This window comes from Psychrobacter sp. GP33, assembly GCF_014119005.1.
Classification (GTDB): Bacteria; Pseudomonadota; Gammaproteobacteria; order Pseudomonadales; family Moraxellaceae; genus Psychrobacter.
In genome coordinates this window covers 164,888-186,059 of the sequence record NZ_JACGYX010000003.1, presented here as the reverse complement: position 1 = coordinate 186,059, position 21,172 = coordinate 164,888, and the positions used below count along the sequence as shown (strand labels likewise).

Genomic DNA, 21,172 nt, shown 5'->3' with positions numbered 1-21,172 from the left:
TTTATGGATTCACGTTAATGAGGTTATTGTTATGGACGCATCTCCTCCTATTGGCATTTCAATATTTATATATATCCTTGCTTTTATCGTGGTTATGATTATTGCTGGTTATTTTACTTATCATATTAGCCCAGGTCGTAAAAAACGGCGAGAAGAAAAACGCAATAATCGGCGTTAACCGATGAATCACCTAAATATTAAAAACCTCCTGTTTATATATAAACAGGAGGTTTTTTCATAGGTAAAGTTATATTTTATAATTAATAAAGCTTATTACACACTTAGTTTTTGACCTCTAGCAAAGTGATGTACCAATTTTTTGTTGTTGGGCACGTTTTGCTATATATAGTGCTACAGCGGCATCAAAACTTGCAGCGCCTACAGATTTAAAAACAGTGATGTCAGATTCAGTCTTGGCAGCTTTGGTCTTAGTAAGCTTCCCAGTTACTAACGCTTGTAAATCACCGCTGAGCTGATCCCATGTCCACGTACAATATGTTGCATCATTTGCTTGGATTAAATCGCCCGCTTCGTGATGGCAGCCTGCTAAATCATCAACGACAACCATGCGGCTATTTTCTATAACATCATTACTAATTTCTTTCATTGACGGTAAATAAGCGCCAACTGCGTTTATATGGGCATCGGGTTTGATTTGGTCAACACTGAATAACCCCTGTGTCGCGCGAGTAGCTAGATTGATAACATCTGCGTCTGTAACAGCATCGACAATCTGTGCACAAACCTGAAACTCAACATTCCATTGCGAATAATCGCGAGCGAACTGAGTTTTAAACTGCTCTGATCCTGTTGTATTTCTATTCCATAGATAGACTTTTTTTATTTCTGGACGCACGGTCAGTACTGCATTTAATTGTTCATACGCCATGCCGCCACAGCCTATTACCGCCACACTTTGGCAGTCTGTTTTTGCCATATACTTGGTTGCAATGCCTGATAATGCAGCAGTGCGAACTTGAGTAATATAAACCCCATCCATTACAGCGAGTATTTCACCCGTTGCGTTATCAGAGACGGTAATAATGGCAGTAGTGGTTGGCAAATCACGGCTAGGATTATCAGGGCAAATGGTTACTAACTTTACCGCAGTGTACTCTTGCGCGCCATCATAGATAGTGGCTGGCATTGATAAATGTGAGCCTGTGCTATGCTCCTTATCCTCGCTAAACGTTTCTATAACCAAACGTTCAGGCGATTTAACCCAGCTTGGGTGCTCAGCTTGCTGATGAAGCAGATTTTCAATCGTATCGATAGCCGATTGCATAGTTAGGTGTTCGGTAACAGCTTTTTGGTTTAACCATTGCATTATGATTCTTCCTTATAAATGAGAAAACGCCTAACAGATCCATTGTAGCGAACCACTTATCATGCCCTACCCGAGATAAATCAGCAATACCAATAGCAATCCAAAATTGGCATCTTTCTATATAGAGAAACCCCATAAATTACTTATACGAATACTAAACCGTCTTCAGTATGATGAGCTTTAATATCGACATGATACACCTCACTTAACTGTCGACTGGTCATTACTACATCTGGTAACCCTTGCGCTACCACTCTACCTTGATTCAATAACACTACCTCATCTGTATAACGATGGGCATGGGTCAAATCATGTAATACGACAAGTATACTTTTGCGTTGACGGTGCACCAGCCTTTGCAGATATTGTAATAAAAAACGCTGATGGCGAATATCCAAATGATTGGTCGGCTCATCAAACATCATAATTTTCGTGTCTTGCATTAGTGCTCGCACTATCGCTAAACGCTGCTTTTCTCCACCGGACAAGGTCTGTACTCGCGCATTTACGAATGTGCTGAGCTCAAAATCATGTAATAAGTGCATTGCTTGGCTTATATGTTCAGCATTTGGGCGTTTGTACCAAGCAAGATTGGGCGATACACCAAGCAAAGCATAATCAAGAACGGTCAAGGGTAATTCAAAACGCTCATGTTGCCCGACCCATGCAATATGCCCACAGTTTAACACCTCCGTTATTGGCTGTCCTTGCATCAGAATCTGACCGTTTGTTTTAAGTCCTGTACCAGTATGCTGACCTAATATAGCGTGTAATAAAGTGCTTTTGCCTGCACCATTGGGACCAATAAAGGCAATTAGCTTTTGACTGGGTAAGGTTAATTTATCAATATTTAATAAAACTTTGGTGCCATGAGCGACTTGAATACCTTGTATATCCAACAAATTATCATTTTTATTACTTAGGCTATTATTATGTTTATAATATTTTGACGATAAAGAAATGGTAGACTCAATCATAACGCTTACCCTTTATTCATTATTTTTATGCTTAAAATTAATATTGCTATCTAAGTTGTAGCTAACGGCGACTACTGCGTACGAATAGCCAAATAAAGAAAGGACCGCCAAGTAAGGCGAGGACAATACCAACTGGAACGTCAACAGGATACGCCACATGACGCGCCATACCGTCAATCACCAATAGCATCATCGCCCCAAGCCACCCTGACCATATCATCAAGCGCATGCGCCCACCACCGAACAATATCGCTAGTAAATTCGGTACCATCATACCAATAAAGCCGATTACCCCTGCCAGCGATACGGCAGCGCCTGTCAATAATGCAGAGGCAATAACGACCAAACAGCGCACTGCCCCAACTTTAATTCCTAAAGATTTTGCAGCGCTCTCACCCAGCATAAGCCCATCAAGCTGACGCCCTAATGGCAATAAAATCGCCATGCCCAATATCATAGAAATAATAGAATAACGCAGCGGTACAAATCCCGCTTCTGCCATACTGCCAGACAGCCAATTGGTTGCAGAACGCAGCACCATATCATCAGATATAAATAAAATTAAACTGACAACAGCCCCACAAAAGGCACTAATAACAAATCCTAATATTAATAATCCCATCTGACCACCACCTAAAAATCGATGACAGGAAAGAATGAACAAACAGACCAAAACACTACCTGTAAAGGCTGCTAGTGGAATGCCAATACCGCCAATTCCCATCGCCAATACCAACACAACACCCAGTGCCGCACCGCCTGACGTGCCAATTAAACTGGGATCTGCTAGTGGGTTCTCAAACAACGCTTGTAGTGCCGCACCGCTGACCGAGAGTGCCATGCCAACCAAGAGCGCGGTTGCCACGCGTGGATAGCGTAGCTGCCAGATGGTGTCATCCACATTCATCGGATTTGACCAGTCGCCAAAACCAATACCTAGCGCCAACCAAATTAACAATAACGAGCCAATAACCGCCACAATATAGCTAATGGTGTGCTTATATTTTCTGACTGGCACAGGGACAGCCGCAATGAGTGTATTTGCCATAATAAAATAGTCTTATTAAATAATAGAGAGACGCCTTAACAGAGATATTGGCATTAAGAAATATGGTGACAGGCTTAGATTATAATCCCACCATTCTCACCCTTTTTACTGTACGGCTATTTTGCGAGGCTATTGATTTTTTTGAGGACTTGTGGTGATTCTAAGCTGTAGCGTAAAAATGTATCCGCTGACCAAAAGTGTACACCACCATTTTTACCCGCATTACTGACCGCAATCTCAGGACGTTGGCTAAATTTTCTTAATCCGCCAACCACCGCTTGATTGTGTTCTGCGATAATAATGACATCTGGTTTCGCCGCTAGCCACCCTTCACGTGACATTGGCTTTAGACCTGATACATTAGCAGCATTGATACCGCCAGCGCGGCGTATCAGCTCATCGCCGACGGTTCCTTTACCCGCCACAATACGACCATCGTAGCTGAGCAGGTAGCGTTTGCCAGTTTTTGGCATGGGGCGCATCTCTTTATTCCAACTATTGGCAAGGCGCGTACCTTGATTTTTTTTACCAACATAGCTGCCGATGGTTTTGATGCTATTGGCAAAGGTAGCCACTTCTTCTTTGGGCGCTACATTCACCGCTTTTATTTTCAAACCATTTAGGCGCTGATAAATACTGGCAGGCTGCACCATGTAGCTACCGAGCACGAGGTCAGGCTTGACGGCCAAGATGGATTCAGCGGTAATATTACGATGCATACCCACTGCAGGGACATTTTTGAGTGCTGGATTATCATTTGTGGCGTCTTTGCCGACCAGTTTATTAGCGCTGCCTAATGCCACAACCACATCCGCCACATCTGGACTCATAGCGACAATACGGTTATAAGCGTGTGCGGATAATGACGGCACGATTGCGGCGCAGGTGATGACAGTCGCAGTGATAAATGGTTTTGCGGATTTTGTATTCAATTTGCCTAATGATGATTTAGTTACTGCTAATTTATCTATTGATAGAGAGAACATAAATGCTCCTTTTTTGCTAACTTTGATAGTGGCAGAATTTTATTGATTATATTGATGGCACGAATAAATTGAACTTGGATCTAACACTTAATGGGTATAAAGGGCGAGATAACAGCCTTTAACCATTAAGTATCAGAAGCAATGATGATGTTCATTTATCCTGTTAGCTTTAAAATGTGCAGTTAAGCCAACTCTTTTTCAGCGTTGGTTCCGGCACTTGTCTCAGCATTAGTCTGTAATTTTGACGCTTCCAATGAATATTCTGCTACAATTTTTGCGGTGATATCTTGCCATGCTTGCAACTCGGGTGTGCCTTCAATACGCTGCCCAAAGATACTAAAAATACTGACACCTTGATGATCAAAGCCTTCAATACAAGTCACAATGCCGTCTGCCGTTGGGCGCTTCACGCACCATACTTGCGCAAGAGCGGTATCTTTGAGATGTAGAGTAAAATTATTATGAGCTTTATCTAAAATATTAATCCAATCGCCCATTCGTTTTAAGGTTTTCACCGTACCCGTTTGAATTTGTACCATGCCACTATTACCAACAAAAATCATAATCGGGCATTCGATATCACGCGCTTGCTCAAATGTAGCGACCACCGCGTCAACACTTAACTGGCGTGTCATCTGCTCAGGCGCTTGACGGTAGCTACTGGCGCGGTCAATTTCAAGCTTGCTTAATAAGTAATAAAACTGATGCACATCTGTCATCTTGCGCCATCTGCGCTGTAGTTCGTCACGCTTATCATCACTCAACTGCTTATATTGCCACTCAGTGTCGGGCTCTTTTTCTACCAATGTCAGTACGTCTTGGCTGACTGTTTCCACTTGCTGCTGAATCATATCTTGCCAGCGCGAAATTATCTCCGCACTCAAGTTACGCAGATATACTTTATCAATCGCTGCGCCCTGCTCATCATAAAACTGAATGCTATACGACGGCTTATCGCTACGACTGATATCCGTCACCGCTAACATATGCTGCCAACGCCCCATAAAAAAGCGCAAGTCCAAACCGCCCACATTAAGCGCCAAACCCATTTTATCGCCAAGCTTCAAGTTATGATAAGCGGCAGTTTTTTCATGGACAGCCAATGCATTTCTAACAATACTTTCCACTTCACCAAAGTTTTCAAACTGCTGGAGCACCACTTTACATTCACCACCCATATATTGGCTATGCGGTGCTGCTAACATCAACTCAAGCTCGCTTACGCCTAATACCGCAGCGCCTTCAGTTGGAAATAGCATGGGCGTTTGTGATTTTTTATCTTGATAGGCTTGCCATAATGCAGTGTTTTTTTCAGTAAGTGATAAAGCATAGCTCATAGTCAGCTCCATAAATAAATAAAAATAGGTAGATAGATAAACAATAACAATTAAATATACATTGTTCGGAAATGAGTCGCGTGGCAGGTATGTTTTGCTTAGCTGCCTTGCCATAGTCTTGTCATGTTATACAGCTTCTCATCGTGGCGGCTACTATAACTGGCTTTTTTTAATTTGTAAATGATAATAATTATTATTTAGATATTGATAACTAATATCATTTGTATTAACCTGTTCGCACTTTCTTACTGAAGATTAATTATTCCGTAACATATTTTGTCATCTGCTCTTAGTTTCAGGGTTTTATTTTCTTATTGGTATTGGGATTTACTTTACTCATGTCACGATTACTCTCACTTATTTCCATCATGAATACTTCAAATCTGATCGCTCAAAAGCAGACAGATCAAAAGCTGTTTTATCCTCATCCTTTAGCGGCAAGCATGGCATTGATACTTTCTGCGTTAATTCCTTTATCTGCTCAAGCAGCATCTGACTTAACCGACAGTCATAGCAGCGTTGATAGCGCTAAACAAATAGCAAATTCTGGAACCAATACAGTAAAAGCAAGCGTAGCAAATAAGCCGCTGCCGACAACTCGACTTGACCCTATCGTTGTGACCGCAACGCGCTCAGACCGCACGCTTAGTGATGCACCGGTCAGTGTGCAAGTGCTAAGTCGGCAAAAACTCGATGACAATCATGCGCATACGCTCAAAGACGCCCTAGCCTTATTGCCAAATGTTTATTTGCGCGAAGTACATGGCAAAACGGGCTATGAGGTGAGTATGCAGGGTTTTACTGGCGATCAGGTGTTGGTATTGATTGATGGCTTGCCGATTACTGCCAGTACAGGCTCAACGGTCAATCTTAATCAATATTTAAATATGGATATTGAGCAAATTGAAGTCGTACAAGGCGCAGCGTCGGCTCAGTTCGGCAGCGCCGCAATGGGCGGGGTGATTAATATCATTACCAAACCTATTCATGCCACTAGCGCCCACATCACTACTGAAATTGCCAGCAATGGCAAACAAAATCCGTCCGGAAATGGTTTTGATGCCAATAAGCGCTATGTTGAGGCGAGCATGGAAGGGGCACTTGATAAAGGTGAGCGCATACACGCTAGGCTATCTGGCTCGTATCTCGATCAGCAAGGTCTTAGCCTCAACCCTGAAGCATGGGCGCAGCTCAAAGACAAAAGCGAGCAATCTCAACTCAGCGCGCGCTTGACTTATACCCCAGACGGTAAACGTTCACTGCAAGATAAAGCAGCTAACGATAATAATGAGTCACGGCTATTAAAAAACAGCCAATATTGGTTAGAGACCAGTCATTATAAAGAGGACGATATCAGCCGATTTAACTATTATGTCGCGCCACGTTACTTGCCTCAGCAACGTGATGAAAGCATTACCAAGCAACGCGTGACCATTGGCGGTCGCACTGACATTGCACCTAATGCCGATGACCGCAGTAAGGTGTATAAACTGTCAGCCCAAGCGTTATATGAGGATTATCAAAGCAACTCCGCGACCAAAACCAATCAAATGATCACCAGCACTCGCGACAGCACCATCACTACTGCCCTTGCTCAAGCACAGCTCGACTTGCCAGCATGGGTATTGTCCGATCGGCACACACATCTATTACAACTTGGTGGGCAACTACAGCAAGACAAGCTGAGCCAAATTAAAAATCAAACCAGCGAGCTGACGCAAGATAAGGTCAGTCGGGATGTGGGGGAGTTTTATTTACAAGATGATTGGCTCATTGATGAGAATTGGGAAGTACTGAGTGGCATTCGCTATCAAAATGACGAAGATTTTGGTGACCATGTTGCGCCTAAAGTTGCGGTCAAATACAACCATTTAGACTCTCAAGGGCGCGAGCATATCTTTCGCAGTAGCATTGGTAGTGGCTACCGTGTGCCCAATTTAAAAGAGCGCTATTACGTCTTTGACCATAGCAATTTGGGCTATAAAGTACTGGGCAATCCTGACTTACAGCCTGAAACATCAACCAGCTATCAACTAGGTTATCAAGGTCAACTGAGTGAACGGCTCAATGTGAGTGTGAATGGTTTTTATAATAACGTTGATAATTTGATTCAAACTGATGAAGACCCAACCACCTTTGAGGGCAATATCGCGGTTTATAAATATATGAATGTCGATAGCGCCAAAACGTATGGCGGCGATATCGGTGTTGATTGGCAATTACAAGACAACGCCAAACTACAGGCCAACTATGCCTATATCAAGACCCATAATAATGTCAGTGACACCGAATTGACCTATAAACCCAATCATAAGGTGATGCTGGCGTTGGATTATCAAATCAATGATAAGTTGCAACTGATTCCGCGTCTTAACTACGAGTCAGAACAGCTCGTTAGCACAGCAGATATGTCTTACTCGCCATCGTGGTGGACGCTTGATAGCAAACTTAATTATGATGCCAGCAAAAATTTAAGCGTTTATGTCGCCATCAATAATATATTTGATGTGCAACGCAATATCAGTAATAGCAATGACTATCGCCCGATTGACAATCGTGAATGGCTGCTTGGTGCCAGTTATCATTGGTAATTAGGGCTTAAGCTCATATTTATAAGTTCATATTTTTATCGTGCTATTTACCTGTCAAAATTCTAATAAAAACACTATTAATAAAATAAACAAAGATCCTAAAAATTCTATTATCAAAACCTTCGATGCAAACCATATGACCATCTCTACCGCTACTTCCTATCAAAATACATTGACCCGCTCCTTATTCACCTTAACCATCAGCAGTCTGTTATCGTTAAGTTTAATAGGCTGCGGTGGTGATGATAGCAGTAGCACGACTAATAGTAGTAATAATGGCAGCAATAACGGCAGCGGAAATAATAATAGTGGCGGTGGCGGAAACAACAATAATGGCAGCAGTGGCAATACTGGCGGAACCCCACCCATGCCACCGGTGAATGCCGGACAATTCAGCAAATCTGCCACTTGGGAAGTCACCAATTTTGCCCCCAACGCTCAGTCGTGCTATGACTTTGATGCGCAAGCTGCCAGTGATTGTAGTGGCACAACTTGGGATGTGAAGTTTGAAAATCAAGCACGTGGGGTCAAACTCTGGTCAAACAGTGGCAGCTCAGGTACAGGTAAGGGCGGCGTATTTGGGCTTATGGATTGGCAGGATTTGGGACGTTATCGCAATGCAACTCAAAACCCTGACAGTGGGCGCGACATTGCCAGTCATTATATTGCCGACCGTAGCGGTGGTATTTTTGCTGAACAACCGTGGTTTGAATACAATTTACAAGGCAAGCACCAACTGTACCCTAACAATCGTGTCTATCGTATCACAACCGATTATCGTGACCCGTCAACTGACAGCACGGTATTAAAGCCCGTTTATGCTTTGCAAATTATCAATTATTATAGCGATACCGGCAAATCAGCTCAGCCGACAATCCGCTGGATTGATACTGCCTTACCGAATAATGTCCAAACCCTGACTGTTGACGCCTCAAGCAATGACCAATGGGTATATGTTAATTTAAAAACAGGACAACATAGCTCTGATAAAAACAGTGCATGGCATATCGGTTTTAAACGTAACGATGTGATTTTAAATGGTGGTGACTCAAGCAGTGAGGTAAGTAAAGGTCAAGTCGGCGGTGCGCTTGCGATCAAGCCAAATGGCTATTACGTTAATAAAGAAGGCGCGGACAAAGGCGAAGTTATTCCCAGTAAATTTATGACGGATGGCAGTGAGGCAACATTGAAGGATTTGACCACTGTGAGCAACTATCAGCCGCAGACAGGCTGGGTAATTGACCGTCAAGGCTCAGATCTCAATCCTGCCTATACTGGTAGTTTCCCCAATTTGGATTTTGGCTGGTATATCTACAATGGCGCAACCCATCAGTTGACTGCTAAAGCAAAAAACGCAAGTAAAGGCGTATTGCTACGATCTGCTGAAGGTAACAGCTATGCACGGATGCGCTTAGACAGTATCAATTATCCCAATGGTAGTGCTCAAGCTGCCAGCTCATGGGTATTTCACTTTGATATTCAACCAGCAATAAAGTAATTTCTACAAAGTTATGCGTTAAAAAAACCAGTCTTGCCTTAACAATACTGGTTTTTTTAATGGGTTATTTTAGCATTAGACAAAATTACTTTTTCACGTATAGCTTTTTTCATGTAAAATTTTTACATCAAACCCATACCGCGCAACAATGCTGCTCCGATTGCCATCCCAAATAAACCAACGACAGTGGTAAAAGCCAAAATGTTTGCCGCCAGCACCTCATTACCGCCCATCGCCTTTGCCATCACATAACTTGCTGCTGCCGTCGGCGCTGCTACCATTAAAAACAGCACGCCCATATGCATACCCGTTAAACCAAAACTAAGCCCAACGCCTATAGCTACTAGCGGCGCAAGCACGATACGCCCAATACTTGCCTGCATGGATAGCCCAGAAGGACTCAGCATTGACCTCAAGTCAATACTGGCACCCGCGCAAATTAATGCTAGCGGCAATGCCACCGCCGCTAACAAATTCCCTGTGGTCTGAATCACGCCCGTTAAAGGCGGTAATGCCAATGCTTTATACGCAAATGCCCCAATGAGTGCAATCATCAGCGGATTGGTCGCCAGCTTTTTTAAAATCATAAGCGTACGACTGACCCACGTATCTTCTGCGCTTTTGGACACCCGACTTAAGGTAATGACTGCAAGGATATTAAATAAAATCGTTATCACGCCCATATAAACGGCACCGATACTTAAGCCCTGATCGCCATAAGCGTTGGCGACCGTAGCCAGACCAATAATAGCCATATTACTGCGGAATACGCCTTGGACAAATACCCCTTTATCCGCAGGTTTACGGATAAAGCGACTGGCATACATCTCTGAGCCAATAAACAAGATAAAGGTGACCGCCACCCCAGCCATGATTAAAATAACTTGCTTGGCGTAATCCACTTCACTATTAATCACACTAAAAAATAATAAGCAGGGTAAGCAATAGTTAAATACGAAACTCGATGCTTGGTCAATAAATGCTTTGCTGGCTTGTCCATTTTTTTGCATAAAAAAACCCAACCCCATAAGTATCAGGTTGGGCAAAATAATCGTAATGGCAAATATAATGGCTGCAATCATAGACAGACTCAGGTCAGCATAATGCCACGCTTAACAAACGTGGCATTATAGTTAATTAAGAAGCAATTCGGGAATAACTGGCTATCAACTCGTTACTAATCAGAAATTAATGTGGGAAAATCAGTACAGATTAAAACGACCAATATTGAAATGAGTTATAACGCTAACGCCGCTTTTGCTTTTTTCTGTTTTTTAACCGTCATTGCTAGAATTTGAATGGCAGCTGGAGTAACACCGCTGACCCGACCCGCTTGCGCTAAGGTTGCCGGACGTACTTGCGCCAGCTTTTGTACCACCTCATTAGACAAGCCGGACACCGCGCTATAATCAAAATCTACGGGCAGCGCCGTATTTTCTAAGCGCTTCATCTGCTCGATATCTTCTTGCTGACGGTCGATATAACCGGCATATTTAACCGAAATTTCTATCTGCTCACCCACTAAGGTATCGACTTGAGAGCCCGTAATGGCAGCGATATCAGGAAAATGAATTTGCGGACGTTTTAGTAAGTCATAAGCCGTTGACTCTTTTGACAACACCTCGCCGGTTTGCGCGCTTACTTTTGCCCCCAAATCATTGATAGGCGTTGCCCACATGTCTTTTAAGCGCGCTGTTTCCTTAGTAATTGCTTCCATTTTTTCTTGATAAGCTGACCAGCGCACCTCATCAACCAAGCCAAGCTTACGCCCTATTTCCGTCAAACGCTGATCCGCATTATCTTCACGCAGCAATAAGCGATATTCAGCGCGGCTGGTAAACATACGATACGGTTCGGTCGTGCCATGGGTAATCAAGTCATCAACTAGCACACCTAAATATGCCTGATCTCGGCGTGGTGTCCAGATATCAAAGTCACTATTATTAGTGGTGACTAATGCGGCATTGGTTCCGGCTAGTAAGCCTTGCACGCCTGCTTCTTCATAGCCCGTTGTACCGTTGATTTGCCCCGCAAAATACAGACGTTCGATAGACTTGGTTTCAAGAGTGGGTTTCAGACTTTGTGGATCAAAATAATCGTATTCAATCGCATAACCAGGGCGCGTGATGTGCGCGTTCTCTAACCCTTTCATACTATGGATAAATTCTAGCTGTACATCAAACGGCAAGCTGGTTGATATACCATTGGGGTATAGCTCATGGGTGGTCAAACCCTCAGGTTCGATAAAGATTTGATGGCTGTCTTTATCAGCAAAGCGATGAATTTTATCTTCAATAGATGGACAATAACGCGGACCTACGCCCTCTATTTTGCCTGAGAACATTGGCGAGCGGTCTAAATTTTCACGAATAATATCATGCGTGCGCGCATTGGTATGGGTGATATAGCAATTGACCTGCTCAGGATGCATAGATACATCGCCCATATAACTCATCACTGGCAACGGCGTATCGCCCGGTTGTACGGTCATGACACTAAAATCAACACTGCGCGCATCGATACGAGCCGGCGTTCCGGTTTTCAGGCGACCAACTGGCAATTTCAACTCACGTAACCGATCCGCCAGTTTAATAGACGGTGGATCACCCGCGCGCCCGCCCTTTGAATTTTCAAGCCCAATATGAATAACGCCACCTAAAAACGTACCTGACGTTAAAATCACAGTTTCAGTTTTGAAAACAATCCCAGTGGCTGACACAACCGCCGTAGCGCGACCGTTTTCAACCAAAATATCATCAGCCGCTTGTTGAAATATATCAAGGTTCGGCTGATTCTCAAGCGTATGGCGTATCGCTGCTTTATACAAAATGCGATCCGCTTGCGCGCGTGTGGCTCGGACAGCTGCCCCTTTACGACTATTCAACACCCGAAACTGAATACCCGATTTATCGGTTGCTAGCGCCATTGCACCGCCAAGCGCATCAATCTCACGCACCAGATGCGATTTACCGATACCACCAATTGCCGGATTACAACTCATTTGCCCAAGCGTTTCGATATTATGGGTCAATAGCAAGGTCTGCGCACCCATACGCGCCGCTGCCAGTGCCGCTTCTGTACCAGCATGACCGCCACCGATCACTACCACGTCGTAAATTTTTGGGTATTGCATGTATGCCTCGCTTGACAAATGGTTACGATCGCCCTGCAAGTTATTGATTCGTTAACCATAACTTGCCGATTGTTCAATGTGCATTGGTCGTCTGTAGAAAATTAATAGCTGGTAATTATAGCAATTTTTGGATGCTTTTTTGAGATGCTTTGCAATTATTTGCAGTAGCAGCCTTCAAATAGACCCTGACCACTGCATAGAAGCCATCCTATTTTATAAATTGGATTATCCTAAATAAGCTTAACTTAATGGTACAATCTGATCAGATTGACCACTACTCAGCATATGTTCGCTACCATGCCCTTGTGGATTGGCTTGCAAATACTTGTTCATATGTGCAATAGCGTCACTGTCATTACTGGCTAAAATTTGCGTTTTAATCATATCAACCGGTGGCACACGCAAGTTTTTAAGTAACGCTAATCGTTGTTGATTATCACCTTCGGCAATGACCAATTCGACCAACTGACGCACATCAATCGGTAAATCAAGCGTACTTTGCGCCAGTAACGTTAAATGATAAGCACCGGCTGGGTCTTGATCGGTCATGATGCGCTGTTCAATCGCCAAATAGGTGGCTTCGGTTGCACCGCCTGCCACACTGAGCTGATGAATACAGCGCAACGCAGAATGCGGTTCCGTGTTGGCAACGTCTATAATACGCGCAGACTCTGCTTTTAGGCGCTCACGGCGTAACTCAAGTGCCTGTTGTTCACGCGCTTCTTTGTTTTCTGTCTCTTGATGGACGGTTTGCGATTCTATTTTTTGATGATTCATAACACTCTCTTGTTATTTAATTTGCACTAATACGGCAGTAGTCTTGAGCACTATATAGTGTCAAAAAGCAGAAAAACAATAAAAATTTCTGCGACTAAAAACAATAAAGTCCGAGAAGTCAGTACTGGACTTCTCGGACTTTTATAAACTTAGATTAATCTTTTAAAGCAAATATTAGGCAGCTGGGCTGTTCGCTTCAACCAAAGGCTTAAGCTCGCCTGATTGATACATTTGCAAAATAATGTCAGAACCGCCCATCAATTCGCCGTCAATCCACAATTGTGGAAAGGTTGGCCAGTTGGCAATTTTTGGTAACGTCGCACGGATTTCTGGATTTTCTAAGATGTTTACAAACGCGAATGGACGACCGATTTGAGTCAACACTTCAATAGAACGCGCAGAAAAACCACACTGCGGAAATTGCGGTGTGCCTTTCATGTATAGAATAACTTTGTTGTCACGAATTTGATCACGAATCAATTGTTCAACATCGCTAGCTGGGGTTTGGGTTTGCTCAGTCATAAAAACTCCTATTTATTAAATTTTTATCTTAAAAAAGATCGTTCACATTAAATTTGGCGTGTTGCTGCTACATGGGGCAATCATGGCCTTATTACAAGCGTAATCAGTAGCTATACGCAGCAATCAGTAGATTATATGCCAGACACACTCGGCACTAATAATACCACGGCATTTGCCATAATGCCTTCTTGTCGACCCGTAAACCCTAATTTTTCAGTGGTAGTCGCCTTGACACTAATATTGCACACGTCTGTCTGTAAGTCACTGGCGATATTATCACGCATAGCCTGATTATAAGGGGCTATTTTTGGACGCTCACACATAATGGTGATATCGGCATTACCCAGCTTGTAACCTGCCGCCTGCACTTTGCCATAAACATAACGTAATAATATGCGCGAATCTAAACCTGCGTGCGTGGCATCGGTATCAGGAAAATGCTGCCCAATATCACCAAGTGCCAACGCCCCAAGTAGCGCATCAGCAAGCGCATGCAATACCACGTCCCCATCAGAATGCGCCAGCAAACTGTGCGTATGCTCAATAGGCACACCTGCTAGCACCACATATTGTTGCTGCTCACCAGTATTATGAAAAGCGTGAACGTCGATACCTTGACCGATTTTTATCATGATTATTCCAAAGCTTATTAAGGATAAAATACAGGGATAATTTAACGTATAAAACGATATTTCTAAAAGCTATCAATACTCATTATTTAAAATTTTATAGCCGAATAGCTGGGCAGCTCGCCACCCGTTTCAATTAGCTGTTATAATATGACGCTTATTTTACCATAAGTAGTTGAGCGCTTTGTTATGTTAGCTATGTCCGATACATCCGCCACCCAATCTCCAAATTCTGTCAGCGCCCAGCGAGCCTTGACTCTCTCTGATATTAAAAACCCTACGACCACGCGAGTGATTGTTGGGATGTCAGGTGGTGTCGACTCTTCTGTCTCTGCTGTTTTGCTTCAACAGGCAGGTTTTATAGTCGAAGGTCTGTTTATGAAGAACTGGGAAGAAGATGACGGCACTGAATACTGTACGGCAATGGACGATTTAGCCGACGCGCAAGCGGTATGCGATAAAATTGGCATAAAATTACATACTGCTAACTTTGCCATGGAATACTGGGATCGCGTTTTTGAGCATTTTTTAGCCGAATACAAAGCCGGACGCACGCCCAATCCCGATATTTTATGCAATAAAGAAATCAAATTTAAGGCATTTTTAGATTATGCCTTAACGCTTGGCGCTGATTATATCGCTACTGGTCACTATACGCGTCGCAGCGTGAATTATGAGAATAACGACGGTATTGAAGTAGCGCAATTACTACGCGGTCTTGATAATAATAAAGACCAAAGCTACTTTTTACATGCGGTTGGTGGTGATAAAATCGCCAAAACATTATTCCCAGTGGGTGAGCTTGAAAAACCAGTGGTTCGTCAAATTGCGGAAGCACATGATTTAATTACCGCCAATAAAAAAGACTCAACCGGTATTTGTTTTATTGGTGAGCGCCGCTTTAAAGACTTTTTACAGCAGTACTTACCTGCGCAAAAAGGCGATATTGTCACAGACGATGGTCACATTATTGGTAAGCATGACGGGCTGATGTATTACACTTTAGGTCAGCGCGGTGGTATCGGTATTGGCGGTGTGAAAGACCGCCCTGAAGAGCCATGGTTTGTACTCGCTAAAGATTTGGATAAGAACCGCCTAATCGTCGGTCAAGGTCACGAACATCCTATGATGCTGAGTAATGAGTTACAGGCTTATAAGCTGGACTGGGTCGATGGTTTGCCACCTGCTGATATCTTTAGCAATGAAGGGTTACGCTGTATGGCAAAGTGTCGCTATCGTCAGCCCGACCAAGCCTGTAGCGTATTCGCTGCTAATGAAAATGGCAGCGAGGTGCGTGTCGTTTTCGATGAACCGCAACGTGCTGTTACCCCTGGTCAATCAGCCGTCTTTTATATTGATGAAGTCTGTTTAGGCGGCGGCGTAATTGCGTCTATTGATGCGCCTTGCGGGTTTTAATCATATTCTTCTGTAAATTTTCAGCGTTGTATTATTTTTTAACTTGTATTTATTCTTAATTTCCATCCCTTCTGATCACTACTTGAGGTATCGTTATGAATCTACTTACTGCCCTATCCCCAATCGATGGTCGCTATGCGTCCAAAGCCGACAGCTTGCGCCCTTATTTATCTGAATTTGGTTTGATTAAAGCACGCGTGACCGTTGAGATTCGCTGGTTACAGTCTTTAGCCGAAAATGCTGCCATTGGTGAATTAGCCGCATTTGATACCGATACCAATACCTTTTTAAATGCTATCGTTGATAATTTTAGTGAAGCGGACGCACAAGCGATTAAAGATATCGAAGCGACGACCAACCATGATGTGAAGGCAGTTGAGTATTTCATCAAAGACAAATTCCGTGGTCAGGCGGCACTTGAGGATTCATTAGAATTTATTCATTTTGCTTGTACCAGTGAAGATATTAACAACTTATCGTATGCATTAATGCTAAAAGACAGTCGCGAAATTGTCGTTGCTAAAATGCAAGAAGTGACGGATAGTATTGTTGATTTAGCAATTACTCACGCTGATCAACCGATGTTATCACGTACCCATGGTCAAACGGCTAGCCCAACGACTTTAGGTAAAGAGATGGCTAATGTCGCTTACCGCTTAGCGCGGCAAATCAAGCAAATGGGTCAAGTTGAGCTACTCGGCAAAGTTAATGGCGCGGTCGGCAACTATAACGCCCATTACGCTTCATACCCTGACGTTGATTGGCAAAGTCATGCCGAAAGCTTTATTAATGAGCGTTTAGAACTGACGTTTAATCCTTATACCACGCAAATTGAGCCGCATGATTATATTGCTGAGTTATTCGATGTGGTAAAGCGTTTTAATACCATCTTAATCGATTTTAATCGTGATATTTGGCAATATATTAGCTTAGGCTTCTTTAAGCAGCGTCTAAAAGATGGTGAAGTTGGTTCTTCTACCATGCCGCATAAAGTGAACCCAATTGATTTTGAAAACTCTGAAGGCAATCTTGGCGTAGCCAATGCCATGCTTGCTCATTTGGGTGAAAAATTACCAATTTCACGTATGCAACGCGATTTGTCCGACTCTACCGTATTGCGTAATATCGGTGTTGGTCTGGCACAAAGTATGATTGCATATGATGCGTGCCTCAAAGGCGTAGGCAAACTTGAATTGAATGCGCAGCGTTTAAACGATGATTTGGACAACGCCCAAGAAGTATTAGCAGAGCCGATTCAAACCGTGATGCGTCGCTACCGTGTTGAAAATCCATACGAGAAGCTAAAAGCGCTAACACGTGGCAATGCAATGACCCGTGAAGCAATGCTGACTTTCGTTGAAAGTGATGAGCTCTCTGCGGTTAGTGATGCGGATAAAGCGCGTCTACGTGAGATGACGCCAGCGACTTATATCGGTAACGCAGCTGAGCAAGCGCGCACGATTAAAGAGTGGATTGCTAAGCTCGATAAATAACCCAGCTGAAGCATAAAAAAAAGCAATGAGTACCGGTTAGGTGCTCATTGCGATTAACTGCTAACCTTATTCATCGGCTAAACTGTCATTCAGCATAGCCGATGAATAAGGTTTTATTTTTTCCTTTTATCTTCTTTATCGTCATCACTATCGCCCGGAATAATGGCTTTAGTCACGGCAACGGTGCCTTTAACCACACCTTTGGTAGTTTTATACGCAACTTTTACGGGTACAGTAACGAGTTTGTGCACACAAGCTTGTAACAAAAACATACTAGCAAGTATGACGATAATGGATAGTTTTTTCATAAAGTTCCTAGGCGTGTCGTGATGGCTATTTTGACGACTCTTTTATGTTGCGATTTGCTTGATAATGGAGCTCATCATAAAATATCCGTTATATGATAATCGCCAATAATATACGATTCCTTACATTTTCTAAAGTAAAGCCCATCTTTATCTTAAAAATTAAGCTTTTATTCGTTCAATGCCAAATTAATCACATGGATTTATCAATGAGTGCTGTTAAACGTTGTTTACCCGAGTCAATCACCGCCGCGCAGTTTTTAAGCGACTATTGGCAAAAAAAACCACTTTTGATCAAGCAAGGCTTACCGCAGTTAATCGGTATGTTTGAACCAGAAGATATTTTAGGCTTATCAATAGATGAGGACGCTACCGCAAGGCTACTAACTCAAGCTACGAGCAAGCAAGACGGTCAGCCGCAATGGCAGCTTAAAAAAAGCCCACTGACTGAAGCAGATTTTGATAATCTACCTGAGCAATGGTCAGTATTAGTACAGAATCTTGAGCAGTGGTCGCCAGAACTTGGCGCGTTATGGCAGGCGCTTGATTTTATTCCGCAATGGCAGCGCGATGATATTATGGTCTCTTATGCACCAAAAGGTGGATCTGTTGGCAAGCATTATGACGATTATGATGTGTTTTTAGCGCAAGGTTTTGGCTCTAGACGCTGGCAATTGGGCAAGTTTTGTGATGAGCAAACCGAATTTGTCGCTGATGAGCCGATACGCCTATTTGATGATATGGGCGATATTATTTTTGATGAGATTTTGGAAGCCGGTGATGTACTGTATGTACCGCCCAAACTAGCGCATTTTGGTGTGGCGCAAGATGATTGTTTGACCTTCTCATTTGGCTGCCGCCGTCCAAATTTAATGCAAATTATTGACAGCTTAACGGATGTGGCGACCAATGACAGCGCTTTATTCATACCCATGTTATTGCCACAAGCTGTGCAAGCGTCAGGTGAATTAAAGACCGACAGTATTGAGGCAATTAAAGCGCAATTATTGCAATTGCTACAATCTGAGCGCGGTGACACGATTATTCACCAAGCCGTGTGCGAGGTGGTGAGCAAGCGTCAATATGATGTACTTGTGCCAGAAGATACGGCAACGACCGATGAGATGATAGCGGCATTGGCAACTGGTGCGACGCTACAAGCCGATTATAGTAATCGCTTATTGCACACTCAAACTTCTGATGGCATTACCCTATATGCCAATGGTCAGCGCTTAGATGATTTGCATGAAATATCGATAGCGCTACTTGTACGCTTATCTAATGGCGAGCATTTAAGCCTTGATGATTTGGAAGGGATTGACCCTGATGAGGTAATGGAGTGGCTAGAAAATGGCTGGATATGGGTTAACTATCCTGAGTAAGCTCTAATAACTTTAGCTTTATTTAACCTTCATTAAAAAAACCGATTGTTGAACATTCTCAACAATCGGTTTTTTGTACGGTGTTTTTAGCTAATAAAAGCCTACTGCTAATAGGCTAAAGCGAATATCACTTTTAAATAAATTAAATTAAGAAGAAATATGCCCACAGTCCCACAATAATCGTAGCAATGATATTTAAAATAACCCCAACCCGTATCATCTCTGTTTGCTTAATCAATCCTGTACCAAACACAATCGCATTAGGCGGCGTGGCAACTGGCAACATAAAGGCACATGACGCACCAATACCAATAATTAGGACCAGCACCTCATTCGGCAAGCCCATTTGCTCAGCAATGGCGGCAAAAACTGGTACGAGTAGCGCGGCTGATGCGGTATTTGAGGCAAACTCTGTTAAGAAAATAATAAATGCCGATACCGCCAGCATGACTAAAATAAGTGGTGCAGTAGACAAAGCATTAGCAACTGTTTGCCCTAGTACTAACGACGCACCTGATACCTTCAAAATGGTCGACAGCGCAATACCGCCACCAAATAACATAAGAACGCCCCAATCAGTATTGTCAGACACTTGCTTCCATGAGACCAACCCTAAGCTCACCACTGCGGCAGCTGCCGATAATGCCACAATGGCATCAGTATCCGCAATATCCAGCGCTGTACCGATTTTTTTGGAAAATATCCAGCTTAATGCGGTAATGATAAATACCGTAATGGTCACTACACGCGGTTTATTCCAAGGAATAGGCGCTTCTTCATTAAACACCACGATACGATTTAGATTGGGTTTAAGGTACAGATACATGGCACCCAATAATGTCGGCAATAATACCAGCATCATCGGCACACCAAACTTCATCCAATCGACAAAATTAATATTCAAAGCTTTAGCAGCGATAGCATTCGGCGGTGAGCCAACAATCGTGCCTAACCCACCAAGGCTTGCAGAATAAGCGATTCCCAACAAGACAAATACAAAAGTACCGCGATCATTTTTACGGTCTACCTGCGTTAAAATACCAAGCGCTAGCGGCAGCATCATCGCTGCTGTTGCCGTATTCGATATCCACATTGATAAAAAGGCGGTCACCCCAAAGATTAAAAATACTGCCGTACTCAGCTTACCTCCTGATAAAGATAAGATTTTGATAGCAATCTTTCTATCCAACTGCTGAACATGTAAGGCAGCAGCCAAAGCAAAACCACCAAAAAACAAATAAATGGTCGGATTGGCAAAGCTTTGTAAACCCACTTCAGCATTAAATTCTGGTATACCAATGAGAGTACCAACCACTACCACTAACAGCGCAGTAATCGTCACATGCACGGCTTCAGTCAGCCATAACGCCCCAATAAAGAACAGCATCGCTAGCCCTTTACTAGCATTTATATCAAACGGTAATACATTGTAAATAACCATACTAATAATTGCAGCGATTGCCACCACTATTAAACCCTTACCTGTACCTTTTGGAAAGGTATCCGTAAATAAATACTCATTACCATCTTTTGGCAGATGGCTGTCTAATTGCTCTGACATAAAAAATCCCTTGGTATCCAAGAATAAAGTTCAAATCGCCCTAAACTGCATCATATATCTTAATATAAGCCAGCAATTGTCACGTAATGAATAGTTACATGGCAGTACATTAATAAACACATAGTTAATAGCGATATGATTTTATTCTATTATCGATACAAATTGAATTGATTTAGTAAACAATAAAAGA

18 protein-coding genes are annotated in these 21,172 nt (G+C 42.9%); 6 read left to right on the top strand and 12 right to left on the bottom strand.

Annotation, left to right across the window (positions count from 1 at the left end; all coding sequences use genetic code 11):
* Positions 1-31 precede the first annotated feature (31 nt).
* Entirely contained in the window at positions 32-178 is a 147-nt protein-coding gene (locus H2245_RS05575; protein WP_182406398.1) for a hypothetical protein, read from the top strand.
* Positions 179-295: 117 nt separating this feature from the next.
* On the opposite strand, the gene H2245_RS05570 is transcribed toward H2245_RS05575, so the two are convergent.
* The 5 genes from H2245_RS05570 to H2245_RS05550 all read right to left on the bottom strand — a co-directional run bounded on the left by H2245_RS05570 (position 296) and on the right by H2245_RS05550 (position 5,675).
* A complete protein-coding gene (locus H2245_RS05570; protein WP_182406397.1) occupies positions 296-1,327 on the bottom strand; it encodes an ornithine cyclodeaminase family protein in 1,032 nt (343 codons plus the stop codon).
* A gap of 143 nt (positions 1,328-1,470) precedes the next feature.
* Positions 1,471-2,304 carry an ABC transporter ATP-binding protein gene (locus H2245_RS05565; RefSeq protein ID WP_182406396.1) on the bottom strand — a complete coding sequence of 278 codons (834 nt, stop codon included), beginning with the start codon at positions 2,302-2,304 and terminating at the stop codon, positions 1,471-1,473.
* A 61-nt stretch (positions 2,305-2,365) separates the two neighbouring features.
* Positions 2,366-3,352, bottom strand: coding sequence for an iron ABC transporter permease (locus H2245_RS05560; protein ID WP_182406395.1), 987 nt, complete (start codon positions 3,350-3,352; stop codon positions 2,366-2,368).
* A gap of 116 nt (positions 3,353-3,468) precedes the next feature.
* Entirely contained in the window at positions 3,469-4,338 is an 870-nt protein-coding gene (locus H2245_RS05555; protein ID WP_182406394.1) for a hemin ABC transporter substrate-binding protein, read from the bottom strand.
* A 182-nt stretch (positions 4,339-4,520) separates the two neighbouring features.
* A complete protein-coding gene (locus H2245_RS05550) occupies positions 4,521-5,675 on the bottom strand; it encodes a ChuX/HutX family heme-like substrate-binding protein (protein ID WP_182406393.1) in 1,155 nt (384 codons plus the stop codon).
* Positions 5,676-6,013: 338 nt separating this feature from the next.
* Here H2245_RS05550 and H2245_RS05545 point away from each other — a divergent pair, with 338 nt between their 5' ends.
* Both H2245_RS05545 and H2245_RS05540 read left to right on the top strand, forming a co-directional pair.
* Positions 6,014-8,266 carry a TonB-dependent siderophore receptor gene (locus H2245_RS05545; RefSeq protein WP_259365097.1) on the top strand — a complete coding sequence of 751 codons (2,253 nt, stop codon included), beginning with the start codon at positions 6,014-6,016 and terminating at the stop codon, positions 8,264-8,266.
* Positions 8,267-8,402: 136 nt separating this feature from the next.
* Positions 8,403-9,764: an HmuY family protein gene (locus tag H2245_RS05540; protein WP_182406392.1), complete on the top strand. Its 1,362-nt coding sequence runs from the start codon at positions 8,403-8,405 to the stop codon at positions 9,762-9,764.
* Between the two features lie 122 nt (positions 9,765-9,886).
* Here the strand turns inward: H2245_RS05540 and H2245_RS05535 are convergent, their stop codons facing one another.
* The 5 genes from H2245_RS05535 to ispF form a co-directional block, all read right to left on the bottom strand.
* Entirely contained in the window at positions 9,887-10,846 is a 960-nt protein-coding gene (locus H2245_RS05535) for an AEC family transporter (protein WP_182406391.1), read from the bottom strand.
* Between the two features lie 155 nt (positions 10,847-11,001).
* Complete coding sequence (mnmG, locus tag H2245_RS05530) at positions 11,002-12,897, bottom strand: tRNA uridine-5-carboxymethylaminomethyl(34) synthesis enzyme MnmG (protein ID WP_182406390.1); 1,896 nt, start codon at positions 12,895-12,897, stop codon at positions 11,002-11,004.
* Between the two features lie 240 nt (positions 12,898-13,137).
* Positions 13,138-13,674, bottom strand: coding sequence for a hypothetical protein (locus H2245_RS05525; RefSeq protein WP_220464382.1), 537 nt, complete (start codon positions 13,672-13,674; stop codon positions 13,138-13,140).
* Positions 13,675-13,848: 174 nt separating this feature from the next.
* Positions 13,849-14,196, bottom strand: coding sequence for a Grx4 family monothiol glutaredoxin (grxD, locus tag H2245_RS05520; RefSeq protein ID WP_062533107.1), 348 nt, complete (start codon positions 14,194-14,196; stop codon positions 13,849-13,851).
* A gap of 131 nt (positions 14,197-14,327) precedes the next feature.
* Positions 14,328-14,828 (bottom strand): 2-C-methyl-D-erythritol 2,4-cyclodiphosphate synthase, encoded by a 501-nt coding sequence (ispF, locus tag H2245_RS05515; protein ID WP_182406389.1) that lies wholly within the window; start codon positions 14,826-14,828, stop codon positions 14,328-14,330.
* 186 nt (positions 14,829-15,014) lie between these two features.
* Here ispF and mnmA point away from each other — a divergent pair, with 186 nt between their 5' ends.
* A complete protein-coding gene (gene mnmA / locus H2245_RS05510) occupies positions 15,015-16,241 on the top strand; it encodes a tRNA 2-thiouridine(34) synthase MnmA (RefSeq protein ID WP_259365096.1) in 1,227 nt (408 codons plus the stop codon).
* 95 nt (positions 16,242-16,336) lie between these two features.
* Positions 16,337-17,734, top strand: a complete 1,398-nt coding sequence (gene purB, locus H2245_RS05505; RefSeq protein WP_182406388.1) for an adenylosuccinate lyase — start codon at positions 16,337-16,339, stop codon at positions 17,732-17,734.
* Between the two features lie 113 nt (positions 17,735-17,847).
* Here the strand turns inward: purB and H2245_RS05500 are convergent, their stop codons facing one another.
* Positions 17,848-18,042 carry an NF038104 family lipoprotein gene (locus tag H2245_RS05500; RefSeq protein WP_182406387.1) on the bottom strand — a complete coding sequence of 65 codons (195 nt, stop codon included), beginning with the start codon at positions 18,040-18,042 and terminating at the stop codon, positions 17,848-17,850.
* A gap of 206 nt (positions 18,043-18,248) precedes the next feature.
* Here H2245_RS05500 and H2245_RS05495 point away from each other — a divergent pair, with 206 nt between their 5' ends.
* Complete coding sequence (locus H2245_RS05495; RefSeq protein WP_182406386.1) at positions 18,249-19,421, top strand: cupin domain-containing protein; 1,173 nt, start codon at positions 18,249-18,251, stop codon at positions 19,419-19,421.
* 142 nt (positions 19,422-19,563) lie between these two features.
* Here the strand turns inward: H2245_RS05495 and H2245_RS05490 are convergent, their stop codons facing one another.
* Positions 19,564-20,982: a DASS family sodium-coupled anion symporter gene (locus H2245_RS05490; RefSeq protein ID WP_182406385.1), complete on the bottom strand. Its 1,419-nt coding sequence runs from the start codon at positions 20,980-20,982 to the stop codon at positions 19,564-19,566.
* Positions 20,983-21,172 lie beyond the last annotated feature (190 nt).